This is a genomic window from Aurantimonas marina (assembly GCF_017183135.1).
GTDB lineage: Bacteria > Pseudomonadota > Alphaproteobacteria > Rhizobiales > Rhizobiaceae > Aurantimonas > Aurantimonas marina.
The window spans coordinates 84,101-98,087 of the sequence record NZ_JADDXW010000004.1 but is presented as its reverse complement, the minus strand read 5'-3'; the positions used below and the strand labels follow the sequence as shown (position 1 = coordinate 98,087).

The window sequence follows — 13,987 nt, the reverse complement described above, 5'->3', positions numbered from 1 at the left end:
CCAGCGCGCTGCACGGAAGGCACCGAGGCCCGGCTCGATCGTCATGCCGCCGCGCTCTCGTCCTTGCGGGCGATCTGATCGAGCGCGTCGACCACGGCGTCGAACGTCAGCATCGTGGAAGCATGCCGGGCCTTGTAGTCGCGGACGGGCTCCAGATACTTCAGGTCCTCGAAGCGGCCCCATGGCGGGGCTCCATTCTCCTTCAGCATCCGGCGCATCGTCTCGCGGACCTCCCGCAATTCGCCGGGCGCGGCCCCGATGATATGGCTGGCCATCACCGACGACGACGCCTGCCCGAGCGCGCAGGCCTTCACCTCATGGGCGAAATCCGACACGACGCCATCCGCGAGCTTCAGATCGACCGTCACCGTCGAGCCACAAAGCTTGGAATGCGCCGTCGCGCTCGCATCCGCGTCTTCGAGGCGTCCGATGCGCGGAATGTTGCCCGCCAACTCGAGAATGCGGGAATTGTACACGTCGTCGATCACTGCAGCACCATCCGTAGGCTTCGGTCGTTTGCCCTGTCATTTCGCTTTTTCCGAAACTATATAGTTGCTCGGGCGCTGGTTCGAAAGTCGCCGTCCTCGGTCGCATCGTTGCGACCCAACGGCGTCGGAAGTGGGATAGGTGTGGACAGAATATCGATTTCGAGCCGTAACGACGCTCCGGCGCAGGCTCCCGACCAACATTCCCTATGGATTGCCGCACGAATTCCGACTGGCACGGAGCGAAACAAGATGGACGCTGTCGTCAAGAAATTTCCCGACGTTTCGGACGAAAGGCGCACCGAGCGGCCGAGCCGGGCGGAAGCGGAGGCGGCAGTGGAGACATTGTTGCGCTGGGTCGGCGAAGATCCGACCCGCGAGGGCCTGCGCGAAACCCCGGCCCGGGTGGTAAAGTCCTATGAGGAGCTGTTCGGAGGCTACCGCCAGGAAGCCGGTGACGTCTTGGGCCGCACCTTCGAGGAAATTTCCGGCTACGATGACATGGTGCTGGTCCGCGACGTGGACTTTCATTCGCACTGCGAGCACCACATGGTGCCGATCATCGGCAAGGCGCACGTGGCCTATGTTCCGGAGGGCCGCGTTCTCGGCCTGTCGAAGATCGCGCGCGTCGTCGATATCTACGGTCGCCGCCTGCAGACGCAGGAATCCATGACGGCGCAGATCGCTACGGCTATAGCCAGTATGCTGCGGCCCAAGGGCATCGCGGTGATGATCGAAGCTGAACATATGTGCATGTCGATGCGCGGGATCCGGTCCAAGGGCTCGCTGACCGTGACGACGTCCTTCCAGGGCGTCTTTGCGGAAGATGCCGAGTTGAAGGGGCGGTTCTTCTCGCTGACCGGCCACCGGGGTTGAGGATGGCGATATCTGACAAGCCGGTGTTTGATCGCCCGTCAGCCGACCCGAGCGAACAGGAGGAAGGAACACGGCTTCGGCCGCGGTTCGACGCTGACGGCCTCGTGACCGCCGCCGTAACCGATCATGCCTCCGGCGAACTCCTGATGGTCGCGCATATGAACGATCAGGCACTTGAAGCGACCCTGTCGACAGGGGTGGCGCATTACTGGTCGCGTTCGCGCAACAGGCTCTGGAAGAAGGGCGAAACGTCGGGCGCCCTGCAGAACGTTCGCGAGGTCCGCGTCGACTGCGACCAGGACGCCGTCTGGCTGAAAGTCGCCGTCGCCAAACCGGAAGACACTTGTCATACCGGCCGCACGACCTGCTTCTATCGTGTCGTTGCGGACGATGGGCGGAATCTTACGGTGCGCGACAGGACCGGTCATCCCGCCGCCTCTTAATTGGATGATCAGACCTTTGCCGTAGCATCACCGAGACAGATGGAGAACAACCGGGACGACGCAAGATGCTTGATCGGGTCTTCGGTTGGGGGGCCGAACCTCCCCCTGCCAGCTACGCGCCACAAGAGACCGCGACGCGGCCCCCGCCCGGCATCGCGCTGGCCCTTGGAGGCGGCGCTGCTCGCGGATGGGCGCATATCGGCGTGCTCAGAGCACTGGACGAATACGGCATTCGCATCTCCATGATCGCCGGCACGTCGATCGGCGCCCTCGTGGGCGGCTGCTACCTAGCTGGAAAACTCGACGATCTGGAAACATTTGCACTGTCGCTGACGCGACGGGGAATGATGCGGTTTCTCGATCTTCGTTTCGGCGGCGGTGGACTGATCGGCGGGATGCGGCTCAGCCGGCGGCTGTCGGAATCGCTAGAAGGGATCAAGATCGAGGATTTGGACCGCCCCCTCGTCTGCGTGGCCACCGAGGCGCACAATGGTCACGAGGTGTGGATCGATTCCGGTTCCCTGATACTGGCGATGCGAGCGTCCTATGCTCTTCCAGGCGTTTTCGAGCCGGTCTCCTGCGGCAACCGGCAGCTGCTCGACGGTGCTCTCGTCAATCCGGTTCCGGTGAATGTGTGCCGCGTCAACGAGGAAAAGTTCGTTGTCGCCGTGAATCTGCACTACGACCTGTTCGGCCGCGCGGCGGTGCTTCGCATGCGGGCCGTCGCGGATGACCGTGCAGATGACGGACACGCCTCCCCGCAGGGACTGGGGCTGACTGATATTGTAACGCCAAGGTTGGAGGATGCCTCTCCGCGGAGAGAGAAACTCAGCATCGCGCGTTCCATGGTCGATGCGTTCAACATCATCCAGGACCGCATCTCGCGCGCCCGCCTTGCCGGCGATCCTCCCGATCTTTCCCTACAGCCGCGCGTGCGCGACATCGGCCTTTCGGAGTTCTTCCGGGCCGAGGAGGCCATCGCACTCGGTTACGAAGCCACGAAGACCCGGATCGGCGAGATCGAACGAATGACTGATGCCGCTGTCGGAGCAAGCGCGCGCTAGCCGACAGTCGGCTAGCGCCACCCGCCGCGTCGGGTCCGACGCTTTTGTCTCGACCGCCTTTCGCGCTCGTTCAGCCGGCCGCGATATACTCGCGCATCTCGTTCGCCTCGCGTTCCACCTCCTCGATCCGGCGTTTGACGACGTCACCGATTGAAATGATCCCGACCAGCCTATCCTCCTCGCAGACGGGCAAGTGGCGGAAGCGACCGTGGGTCATCAATTCCATCGCCTCGTTGATCGAGGTCGATTCCGTACATGTGGTCACTGCCATTGTCATAACGTCGCGCACGCTCTGAGAAATGCTGGCGACGCCAGACGTTCCGATGAGGCGAACGATATCGCGCTCCGATACGATGCCGGCCACCGCTCCCTGAGCATCGACGAGGACGATGGCACCGATCTTTTTGCCCGCGAGTATTTGGACGGCCTCTTCCAAGGTTGCCTCGGGCCGGAGTGTCACGACCTCCCGGCCCTTCTCTTCCAGTATTTGGCGCACGGACATGTCTTCAGCCTCCCCTTCGTGATCATCTGGAAAGGTGAGCCAGACTGGCGGGAACCGCAAGAGGCAAGGCGTGCGTGTCAGGGTACGCTGACGCGCGACAGGGGATCGAACAGACGAAATGCCAGAAATCCGAACGCGAACCCGCCAAGATGGGCTTCCCAGGCGATCGCTCCGCCGCCGAGCGCGCCGCCCACACCGCTGCCGATTAGCAGGTTGGTAGCGAAAAAGACCGCGATGAAGACAAGTACGGTTCGGTTGGACAAAGCATCGGCGATCGACACGACCGGCATGTCAGCCCGCGCGAGATTGAACCGCGCCCCCCCCCGCCCGCCGAAGGCAAAGCGGCAGGCGCCTCCCATCAACGCCGAGACGATTCCCGATGCCCCGATGACCGGTGCGACAAGGGTCGGGTTCAGGATTGAGAAGGCAGTCACGCCCGCGAGCGCGCCAGCGCCCGAGAAGGCAATGAAACGAACGGTCCCGAGCCGCCGCGCGACCGGTGTTCCGAAAGCCAGTAGCCACACCGCATTGACCCCCAGATGCGTCCAATCCCCGTGCAGAAACGCATAGGAGAAGGGCGACCAGAAATCGGCGCCGGTGGAACGAAACCTGCAGATCTCATCGAGATCACCGTAGCACCCGGGAATGAAGGCAAAGTCGAGCAGCACATCGGACGCAGCGACCGGACCCAATACGAATACCCGGATCGCATGGATGATCGCGAAAATCGCGATCAGGGCCAGGATGATTCCCGGAACGTTGAACGCCGGGGGATGAGCCCTGCGATCAATGGCCTCGTGGTGCGGTTGGCCGGATTGGTGCGGGGTCACGCTTTGCGCTCCATCTTCATTTCGGTTCGTGTCCATTGCCGCCCGGCAGGCCTGACGGCAATGCATCGACCCGCCGAACATGGGGCGCCGGATGAAGACTGACACCAACGGAAAAAAACCGCCCCATGTCATGGGGCGGTTAGAGGTCTGCGTGAATCTAAACTGGAAAACCAGGGAAGCGCACAGGTGGGTGCTGCCGATCAGGACCGAAATCCGTCCTTCGCCTCTTTTACGGTGTCCAACGAGGCCCGGCAAATGGATTTGCGTGTGAGAGTTAACGCCGCGACGGCAGATTGAAGAACCGCGTTTCTGCACAGATCGTTAAGCTTCCGGCTGTAAAAAGTCCCGGAAAGCGCGGTTGCCCGCGACCGTGGCGAATTGACGGTTGAGAGATTATGCAGGCTGAAGCACGGCAAGTGGGATCGGACGAGCGGCGCCGCTTCAATCGTGTTGACGTCAATCTTCTCGGTCGGTTCATGCGCGAAGACCGAACCGAATATCCCTGCCGCGCCGAAAACATGTCTCCAGGCGACGTCGCGATCACCACTGCCGTCCGTCCCAGGGAAGGCGAACGGATCATCGTCTACATCGATCATATCGGTCGGTTGGAGGGCACGGTGGTTCGCGTTTTCGACGGCGGTTTTGTGCTCACGCTCAAGAGCAGCGAGCGCAAGCGCGAAAAGTTGGCTGCCCAGTTGACCTGGTTCGCCAACCGTCGTGAACTCGACCTGCCGGAAGATCGGCGCCATGAGCGCGTGGAGCCGGAAAATCCTTTGGTGGACGTGGTCCTCGAAGACGGTCGACGCTATCAGGCTCGGATCATCGACCTGTCACTGTCCGGCGCCGCTGTGACAAGCCGTATTCGACCCGCCATCGGCTCGCGGATCACGCTGGGCACGACGAAAGGGCGTGTCGTCCGCCACCTCGAAGAGGGGTTCGCGATCGAGTTCGCGGCGATGCAGTCGCGCGAAACGATCGAACGCAGCTTGCGCTGATCGTCCCAGGGCATTCGTCCGGAGCTCTTTTCGCTTGAGGGACCGTGGCCGACGCGGCTTCGCCCTCACCGACTGTCCCCAAACCAAGGTACTCCGCCGGTCCAAGGAAGGCGGAGCCGGGTCGAGATCAGCCACTAGCGTCGCGCCATCTCCTTCGACATCTATGGAACCACGCTTGACCGAAACCACACCCCGAATGGACAAAGTCTAGTGCGTGTGGCCGTACGGCTGTGCGGAACCCGTGGATAAACCTGTCGCGGAAGCGTTATGCGCTGGGAAAAACCATCCGACTCTTGAAGAACATTTCGTGAAAGTATAGGCAAGGCCTATGGCTGATGGGCGCGAGAATCCATTGCAACACGAGTTTGTCCCGCACGTTTCGCAGACGGGTCCGCGATGAGCGACGACCTATTTTCGGGCAATGCGGCGCGTCGGCCAAAATCGTCCAGGCCGGCTGACCAGCCTTCGCCGGTGCAGAATTCAGCGCAGCCCGCCGAATACACGGCAGCCGACATCGAGGTGCTGGAGGGGCTGGAGCCGGTTCGCCGCCGCCCCGGCATGTATATCGGCGGCACCGACGAGAAGGCGCTGCATCATCTCTTTGCCGAAGTCATCGACAATTCGATGGACGAGGCGACCGCCGGACACGCCAATTTCATCGAGGTCGCGCTGGAGGCGGACGGCACCTTGTCCGTCGCAGACAACGGTCGCGGCATTCCGGTCGACCCCCATCCCAAATACAAGAACAAGTCGGCGCTCGAAGTCATCATGACGACGCTGCACGCTGGCGGAAAATTCGATTCGAAGGTCTATGAGACCTCAGGCGGCCTGCACGGCGTCGGCGTGTCGGTGGTCAACGCCCTGTCGGAGACCCTCGAAGTCGAGGTGGCGCGCAATCGCAAGCTCTACCGCCAGACCTATGCGCGGGGACTGGCGACCTCGACGCTCGACGAAGTCGGCGAGGTTCACAATCGCCGTGGCACGCGGGTTCGGTTCAAGCCGGATCCGCAGATTTTCGGCGTAGGCGCCAGGTTCCGTCCCGAGCGGCTGTTCGCCATGGCTCGCTCGAAAGCCTACCTTTTCGGCGGCGTCGAGATTCGCTGGTCCTGCGATCAGGGCCTGCTCGTGCCCGGTGGCGATATCCCGGCTCGCGAGACATTCCACTTCCCCGGCGGACTGAAGGATTATCTCGACGTCACGCTCGGCAAGGAGCACCGCGTTACCGCGCAGATCTTCGCCGGCCGCACCGAGAAAGTCTCGGGCCACGGGGCCGTCGAGTGGGCGGTAAGCTGGACGCCGGAAGACGGCTTTATCCGCTCCTACTGCAACACCATTCCAACGCCCGAGGGTGGCACTCACGAGGCGGGCCTGCGCTCGGTGCTACTGCGCGGCCTCAAGGCCTTTGCCGAGGTTTCCGGCAACAAGCGGGCTTCGATCATCACCGGCGATGATCTGATGCTGACGGCCTCGGCCATGCTGTCGATCTTCATCCGGGAACCGGAATTCGTTGGCCAGACCAAGGACCGGCTGGCCACCGCCGAGGCGCAGCGGATCGTCGAACAATCGATGCGCGATTCCTTCGACATCTGGCTTGCCTCCTCGCCGCAGGACGCGGCGCGGCTGATCGACTGGGTGGTCGAGCGCGCCGACGAGCGGCTACGCCGCCGCCAGGAGAAGGAGGTCAGCCGCAAGAGCGCGACGCGCAAGCTGCGGCTGCCGGGCAAGCTCGCCGACTGCTCGCAAAGCGGCGCTGCCGGGGCCGAGATTTTCATCGTCGAGGGAGATTCAGCCGGCGGTTCGGCCAAGCAGGCACGCGATCGCCGTCTGCAGGCGATCCTGCCGCTTCGCGGCAAGATCCTAAATGTTGCGAGCGCCGGCCGCGAAAAGCTCGGCGCCAACCAACAGCTCGCCGATCTGATACAGGCCTTGGGCTGCGGCACCCGTTCGAAATACCGTGACGAGGATCTGCGCTACGAACGCGTGATCATCATGACCGACGCCGACGTCGACGGCGCCCATATCGCCTCTCTGCTCATCACCTTTTTCTACCAGGAAATGCCGGAGTTGATCCGTGGCGGTCACCTATTTCTGGCGGTGCCGCCGCTTTACAAGCTGACGCAAGGGGGGAAATCCTTCTACGCTCGCGACGACCAGGATCGCGAGCGGTTGATCGCGAAAGAATTCAACGGCCGCGGCAAGGTCGAGGTCTCGCGCTTTAAGGGCCTTGGTGAGATGCTGCCGTCGCAGCTCAAGGAAACGACCATGGACCCGAAAAAGCGCACCTTGCTTAGGGTCGTTATGGATGAAGCGCCGGAATCGGGCACGTCGATCGCGGTCGATGCATTGATGGGAAACAAGCCGGAAGCCCGCTTCCGCTTCATTCAGGATCGTGCCGCATTCGTCGAGGAACTGGACATCTGATCCGATACCGCTGAAATGCCGTCGATTACTCAATCGGAGGATTCCCCATGCCCCATCTCAGACACTGGCTTGCTTGCACTGCATTCGTCGTCATGGCAGTGAGTCAGACCCCTGCCCTCGCCCAGGCGGATGCCGGAGCCGCTGTTACGGCTCCAGACGCCACTCAACCGGCCGACGTCCCGGCGCCCCCCGAGCCCGCACAACCCACCGAGTCCGAGGCGGCACCGGCAGCCTCCGGCGATCCCGAGATCGCCGCCAAGGCAAAGGCGGCCGCTGAAGCCCTGTCGCCGCAGGTCCAGGATGTCCAAATCGTTGGACCATGGTCGGACGGTACGAGTGAGGGCGTCTGGCGGACGGTCATGGTGCAATCGCAGACAGACGATTCTGCCTTTCATTTCTTCGTTCAGCAACTCGAGGGTGCGGGAAGCGACATGAGCGTGCGCGCGACGACGGAAGTCGCGGAGATCAATCAGATCGAAGGCGCTGTCGTGGGCTATCGCGCCGATGAGCCGAGCGAAGAGCAGCCGAACGGCCTGACGCTGTTCTTCGACATACTGCCCAAGGACGGCGAGATTGCCGAGACCTACGAGCTGCATTTCTTTCCGGGCGAGCCCTACAGCTTCGGTCCCGCGACCAACTGATCAGGCGCGGCCGAGGTATCCCGTTGAAGATGCCCTCGGATCATCGCACTGGCGGCGTCGGGCGCTTCCATCGTCACCATGTGACCGACGCCGTGGAAGAGATCAAGCGTGCTGGCCGGCATGGCATCGGCCATTTCGCGGGGGCGCTCCGGCGAAATGATCTCATCATCCGTCCCGGCCAAGACCGTCGTTGGACGCCGATATGCGGCAATAGCGAGGTCTGGTCCCGTCGTCCGATGATGGCCTCCTGCTGACGCGCGAAGCTGTCGGCTCCAATCGCTTCCGCCATCATGACGATACGCCGGCGAAGCTCCAGATCGGTGCGGCCGTTGGGACCGAGCAGTCGGTCGGAAAGGATGTCGGCGACGGCCGCGATACCCTTGTCGTGAGCCAATTTGACCAGGCGCCGGCGCCTGGCCGTCTGTTCAGCGTCAGGCTTGGCGCTGGTCGCCATCAGAACGAGATCGGTGACGCGCTCGGTTGCGATCCGCATGACTTCGAGGGCCACACAACCGCCCATCGACAAGCCGCAGAGGAAGAACCGATCCGGCGTGGCCTCGGCCAGACGCTCGGCCATCGCGGCGATGGTCGGATCGGACGTCGTGTCGGTAACCAGGACGCGGTCGGGTGGGGCGGCCGCGATCTGGTCCCGAGAGATCGCCGGTACATAGCAGACCCGGAATCATCACGATCTGTGTCAGATTCATCTTTTGTACCCTGTAAATCGCCGGAAATCGTCCCATATGCGGCGCTGCGGTTGACTCGCGACGAGCGTCACCCTATCGCCCTGTCGACTGGGCTTTCAAACGCTATCGACCCCCAATCCAACTATTCAAGAGAACCGCTAGCTTGAAACTCTTTTCCGAACTCGGCCTCAGCGCCAAGGTTCTGGCAGCCGTCGAGGCAGCTGGATACAGTGAACCGACGCCGATCCAGGAACAGGCCATCCCTCACGCGATTGAAGGCCGGGACGTGCTCGGCATCGCGCAGACGGGCACTGGCAAGACGGCCTCCTTCGTGCTGCCGATGCTGACGCGACTCGAAAAGGGCCGCGCGCGCGCGCGGATGCCGCGGACGCTGATCATCGAACCGACGCGCGAGCTCGCGGCGCAGGTCGAGGAATCCTTCGTCAAATACGGCCTCGACCAGAAGATCAACATCGCCTTGCTTATCGGTGGCGTCTCGTTCGGCGATCAGAACAAGAAGATCGATCGCGGCGTCGACGTTCTCATTGCGACACCGGGTCGCTTGCTCGATCATTTCGAGCGCGGCAAGCTGTTGATGACCGCTGTCGAGGTCCTCGTTATCGACGAGGCCGATCGCATGCTCGACATGGGTTTCATTCCGGACATCGAGCGGATCTGCAAGCTGCTGCCGATCACACGGCAGACCCTGTTCTTCTCGGCGACGATGCCACCTGAGATCACCCGGCTAACCGAGCAGTTCCTGCAGAATCCTGTTCGCGTCGAAGTAGCGAAGCCGGCATCTGCCGCTCTCACCGTCACCCAGAGGCTGATCGCTTCGAAAAAGGACGATTTCGAGAAGCGAGAGACCCTTCGCACGGTCATTCGCGAGCAGGACGACCTGAGCAACGCGATCATCTTCTGCAATCGCAAGCGCGACGTCGCCACGCTGTTCCGCTCGCTCGAGAAACACGGCTTCTCGGCGGGTGCGTTGCACGGGGACATGGACCAGCGTTCGCGAACGGCGATGCTCCAAAGCTTCCGCGACAACCAGATCCAGCTTCTGGTCGCCTCCGATGTCGCGGCCCGCGGCCTCGATATCCCGGCCGTTAGCCACATCTTCAACTTCGACGTGCCGATTCATGCCGAGGACTATGTGCACCGTATCGGCCGGACCGGTCGCGCCGGGCGGTCCGGCAAGGCGTTCACTCTGGTTACCAAATCCGACAAGAAATATCTCGACGCCATCGAAAAGCTGATCGGCGGAGAAATCGCCTGGCATGGCGAGCCGGTCGCGACGCTTGTCGATGCTTCGTCGGAAGACAAACCAGCGCGGCGCGGCAGTCGCCGCGCAACCGGTGCGCGCCGCCGGGACAACAGCGAGAAATCGGCTTTGGCATCTGAATCCGCACCGGTGGAAGAGCGGGCGGTAATTCGCGCCGCGGCCGGAGAATTGGATGTTCCGATCGATGCTCTCGCGGAGGAGAGCGCCGCATCCGAGGCACCCGCACGCAGCCGGACAAGCCGCAAGCAGTCCGGGACCAACGGCGAACGCGCCAAACCGGCCGCTCCCCGCTCCCGTTCGGTGCAGCCGGCTAATCGCACGCGTACCGACGACGGCAACGCTCCGGTCGGCTTTGGCGACGACATTCCCGCCTTTATGCTGATTGCCACCGGCGCTTAACACCAGCCGCTACAGGTCTCGCATCAACATATCGCACATGCCAGAATATCCCGGCCCGCAGGATTGGTGCGGTGCGGCCGATTGCTCTCGGTGCCGGTCGTTGGCCTGGAGAAGTCGGCGAGACGAGCAAACGAACGTTTGATCGATTATCATAATTCGGCTTGTCGAATATCTATGCCGGTTAATTGCTCGCTTAGCTGACGTAGCTCCGCCTGGGCCTGGACGGTCATCTCTACGCTGAGTGCTACCGAGCCATCCTCCTGGTCCTCTCTGCCGATCACCGATGAATTCTGGTAGATCCAAGGCAGAACACTCATGCTGTCCGGCGCGATCTCGACGCTCACTTCACGGAGGCGTCCGGCGATGCGCCGCTCGATGTCCGCCAGCAACTCGGGCACGCCATCGCCGGTGGTCGCCGAAACCAGATATGCTGCCTGAGGCGATTGCTGTCCCTCACGAACCGTTGTCAAATGATGACGGGTGGAATCGTCCAGCAGGTCGATCTTGTTCCAGACCTCCACGACATGATCGCTGTCGTCGGCGTCGATGTCGAGGTCACGCAGAATTTTGCGCACGTCCTCGGCCTGCGCCAAGGTATCGGGATCCGCCATGTCGCGTACATGCAGGACGATCTCAGCTTCGATCACCTCTTCCAGGGTTGCACGAAACGCGGCAACGAGATGGGTCGGTAGGTCGGACACAAACCCCACGGTATCGGAAAACATGATTTCGGTTCCGTGGGGCAGTGCCGCGCGGCGAAGGGTTGGATCGAGTGTTGCGAACAGCAAGTCCTTCGCGAAGACGTCGGCGCCGGTCAACCGGTTGAAAAGCGTCGATTTTCCCGCATTCGTATAGCCGACCAGCGCCACCACCGGGTGCGGCGCTTTCTTGCGCTTGGCGCGATGCAACTGGCGTGTGCGCCGGACCGACTCCAGATCCTTTTCCAGCCGCTTGATGCGCTCCTGCAGTTGGCGGCGATCGGATTCGATCTGCGTTTCACCCGGGCCACCCAGAAATCCAGCGCCGCCGCGCTGTCGCTCGAGATGGGTCCAGCTGCGTACGAGCCGGCCGCGCTGATAGTTCAGATGCGCCAACTCGACCTGAAGCCGGCCCTCCTTGGTTCGGGCGCGTTGGCCGAAAATCTCGAGGATGAGCCCGGTCCGGTCGAGGACTTTCGCGTCAAGTTCTTTTTCGAGGTTGCGCTGCTGGACCGGCGTCAGCGGATGGTCGACGACGATCAGGCCGATGTCCTCGCTCGCCACGAGCCCCTTCAGTTCCTCGACTTTGCCGGCGCCGACCAGCGTCGCCGGGCGCGGCCGAGCCCCGCTGATGATGCCGCTGGCGACGATTTCGAGGCCGATCGCGGCGGCCAGGCCGATCGCCTCTTCCAGCCGCGCGTCGTCGCTCCGGCGCGCCAACTCGGAGCTGCCCTGATTTGCCTCGTCCCGCGATTGAAACTGCTTGAAGACCGGAACGAAAACCGCCGCGCGCGTCAGCACACTGCCGTGTTCGATCGGCCCCTTTGGCCTGGATTCCTTATGTTCGGCCAATCACGCCTTCCCATCTTCGTCGCCGTCATACATGTTGACGGGCTGCGAGGGCATGATGGTCGAGATCGCGTGCTTGTAGACCAGCTGGGAATGCCCATCGCGCCGCAGCAGGACACAGAAATTGTCGAAAGACGTCACCACGCCGGTCAATTTTACTCCGTTGACCAGAAAAATGGTCAGCGAAATCTTTTGCTTACGGACCGTATTGAGAAAGAGATCTTGCAAATTTTGGGTGCGTTCAGGCATCAAACCTTGTCCTTTTCCTATTCTTATTGGCAACGGCAACGACCGTCTTGCGGCGGTCGATCCGTGCGTCCCGCTCGGTCTCTACCGAAGCGCTTACGGTGTCGGAGCTTCACCTCGCAACCTCGACCGTAACAAAAACCCGGCCGCCTGGCCGAGATCCCGCGTCTGTGGGGCGCCGGATCAAAAAAACTCCAAACTCACTCGGAACAGCTGCTCGACATGACGGACGGCACTGGCGGTCGCGAAGATCACGACACGATCCTTCGCCTTGATCTTGGTCTGCCCGCTAGGTCGGACAAACTCGCCATTGCGATAGATTGCGCCGATCCGCAAGTTCTCCGGCAAATCCAGTTCACGCAGCGGCTTGCCGACCAGCGGCGATGTCTCAAGCGCCTCGGCCTCGATCACCTCCGCAACGCCGTTCTGGATCGAGTGGACCGCGCGGATCCGTCCGCGCCGTACATGCTGGAGAACCCGCGAAATGGTCACCGACCGCGGATTGATGAAGGCATCGATACCGAGCGTCCGGGTGAAACTCTGGTAGTCGGGGTTATTCAGCAAGGTCAAGTTGCCGCTGCACCCAAGCCGCTTCGCCATGACGCTGGCGAGGATATTGACCTTGTCGTCGTTGGTCAGCGCCACCAGGAGATCGCTCTGCCTGATGTCGGCCTCGTTGAGGATCGCCTGATCCAGACCGCTACCGTGCAGCACGATGGTCCGCTTCAAGGTGTCGGCGATGGTCATCGCGCGCTCGTGGTCCGCCTCGATAACACGAACCTTGGCGCCAAGATTGCGGCGTTCCATCTGCTGCGCGACGTAAAGCCCGATATTGCCGCCGCCGACAATGACGATGCGGCCGGCCTCCGGCTCCTCATGACCGAAAAGACCAAGCGTCCGGCGCACGTGGGAGCGTTCGGCGACCACATAGGCGACGTCACCCGCCACCATCTGGTCGCTCGAGGTCGGAATGAACAGTCGCTCCCCACGCCAGATTCCGACCACGGTGGCCTTCAAATCGGGAAACAGTTCGGTCAGCTGGTCGAGAGGCGTATCGACCACCGGACAATCGTCGCGGCATTCGATCGCCACCATGGCGATCGTGTCGTCGGCAAACCGCACGGCGTCCATGGCCCCAGGTAGGGCGATCCGTCGCAGCACCATCTCTCCGACCTCGACTTCGGGCGAGATGATGACGTCGATGGGCATATTGTCGGTCGAGAACAGATCTTGCCAATGCGAACGCAAATAGCTCTGGGAGCGGATGCGCGCGATCTTGGTCGGAACGTTGAATAGCGAGTGGGCGACCTGACACGCCACCATGTTGACCTCGTCATGCAAGGTCACCGCGATGATCATATCCGCTTGCTCGGCCCCGGCCTCGGCCAAAACGTCAGGGTGAGCTCCGTGGCCAACGAAGCCGCGGGCATCGAGGTTGTCCCGAATCGCCTGGACGAGCGACCGTGACGTGTCGATCACCGACACGTCATTGCGTTCGGATGCAAGGCGCTCGGCGATGCCATAGCCGACCTGGCCCGCGCCACAAATCACCACTCTCATGAAATGTGCC

General features: G+C 62.2%; 13 protein-coding genes and 1 pseudogene. 7 read left to right on the top strand and 7 right to left on the bottom strand.

Annotated elements, in window-relative coordinates:
* Positions 1–41: 41 nt before the first annotated feature.
* Positions 42–488, bottom strand: coding sequence for an iron-sulfur cluster assembly scaffold protein (locus ING15_RS06325; RefSeq protein WP_206453950.1), 447 nt, complete (start codon positions 486–488; stop codon positions 42–44).
* Positions 489–737: 249 nt separating this feature from the next.
* Here ING15_RS06325 and folE point away from each other — a divergent pair, with 249 nt between their 5' ends.
* From folE to ING15_RS06310, 3 genes are all read left to right on the top strand, one after another.
* Entirely contained in the window at positions 738–1,361 is a 624-nt protein-coding gene (gene folE / locus ING15_RS06320; protein ID WP_206453949.1) for a GTP cyclohydrolase I FolE, read from the top strand.
* 2 nt (positions 1,362–1,363) lie between these two features.
* The gene (gene hisI / locus ING15_RS06315; protein WP_206453948.1) at positions 1,364–1,804 is read left to right on the top strand and encodes a phosphoribosyl-AMP cyclohydrolase; all 441 of its coding nucleotides are present in this window, start codon (positions 1,364–1,366) and stop codon (positions 1,802–1,804) included.
* A gap of 65 nt (positions 1,805–1,869) precedes the next feature.
* Positions 1,870–2,868: a patatin-like phospholipase family protein gene (locus tag ING15_RS06310; protein WP_206453947.1), complete on the top strand. Its 999-nt coding sequence runs from the start codon at positions 1,870–1,872 to the stop codon at positions 2,866–2,868.
* Between the two features lie 70 nt (positions 2,869–2,938).
* Here ING15_RS06310 and ING15_RS06305 read toward each other — a convergent pair whose 3' ends face one another.
* Both ING15_RS06305 and ING15_RS06300 read right to left on the bottom strand, forming a co-directional pair.
* Positions 2,939–3,370, bottom strand: a complete 432-nt coding sequence (locus ING15_RS06305; protein WP_206453946.1) for a CBS domain-containing protein — start codon at positions 3,368–3,370, stop codon at positions 2,939–2,941.
* Between the two features lie 77 nt (positions 3,371–3,447).
* Positions 3,448–4,455, bottom strand: coding sequence for a rhomboid family intramembrane serine protease (locus ING15_RS06300; protein ID WP_232845604.1), 1,008 nt, complete (start codon positions 4,453–4,455; stop codon positions 3,448–3,450).
* 140 nt (positions 4,456–4,595) lie between these two features.
* Between ING15_RS06300 and ING15_RS06295 the strand changes: the two genes are divergently transcribed.
* The 3 genes from ING15_RS06295 (at position 4,596) to ING15_RS06285 (ending at position 8,257) form a co-directional block, all read left to right on the top strand.
* Positions 4,596–5,195 (top strand): PilZ domain-containing protein, encoded by a 600-nt coding sequence (locus tag ING15_RS06295; protein ID WP_206453945.1) that lies wholly within the window; start codon positions 4,596–4,598, stop codon positions 5,193–5,195.
* Between the two features lie 396 nt (positions 5,196–5,591).
* Positions 5,592–7,616: a DNA topoisomerase IV subunit B gene (parE, locus tag ING15_RS06290; protein WP_206453944.1), complete on the top strand. Its 2,025-nt coding sequence runs from the start codon at positions 5,592–5,594 to the stop codon at positions 7,614–7,616.
* A gap of 47 nt (positions 7,617–7,663) precedes the next feature.
* The gene (locus tag ING15_RS06285; RefSeq protein ID WP_206453943.1) at positions 7,664–8,257 is read left to right on the top strand and encodes a hypothetical protein; all 594 of its coding nucleotides are present in this window, start codon (positions 7,664–7,666) and stop codon (positions 8,255–8,257) included.
* A 73-nt stretch (positions 8,258–8,330) separates the two neighbouring features.
* Here ING15_RS06285 and ING15_RS06280 read toward each other — a convergent pair whose 3' ends face one another.
* A complete protein-coding gene (locus tag ING15_RS06280; RefSeq protein WP_206453942.1) occupies positions 8,331–8,834 on the bottom strand; it encodes an alpha/beta hydrolase in 504 nt (167 codons plus the stop codon).
* A 272-nt stretch (positions 8,835–9,106) separates the two neighbouring features.
* On the opposite strand from ING15_RS06280, the pseudogene ING15_RS06275 reads away from it, so the two are divergent.
* Positions 9,107–10,301, top strand: a pseudogene (locus tag ING15_RS06275) (DEAD/DEAH box helicase); the annotation flags it as partial.
* A gap of 472 nt (positions 10,302–10,773) precedes the next feature.
* Here the strand turns inward: ING15_RS06275 and hflX are convergent.
* The 3 genes from hflX to trkA form a co-directional block, all read right to left on the bottom strand.
* Positions 10,774–12,174, bottom strand: a complete 1,401-nt coding sequence (gene hflX / locus ING15_RS06270) for a GTPase HflX (protein WP_206453940.1) — start codon at positions 12,172–12,174, stop codon at positions 10,774–10,776.
* On the bottom strand, positions 12,175–12,420 hold the full coding sequence (gene hfq, locus ING15_RS06265; protein WP_206453939.1) for an RNA chaperone Hfq: 246 nt from the start codon (positions 12,418–12,420) through the stop codon (positions 12,175–12,177).
* Between the two features lie 180 nt (positions 12,421–12,600).
* Entirely contained in the window at positions 12,601–13,977 is a 1,377-nt protein-coding gene (gene trkA / locus ING15_RS06260) for a Trk system potassium transporter TrkA (RefSeq protein ID WP_206453938.1), read from the bottom strand.
* Between the last annotated feature and the right edge of the window lie 10 nt (positions 13,978–13,987).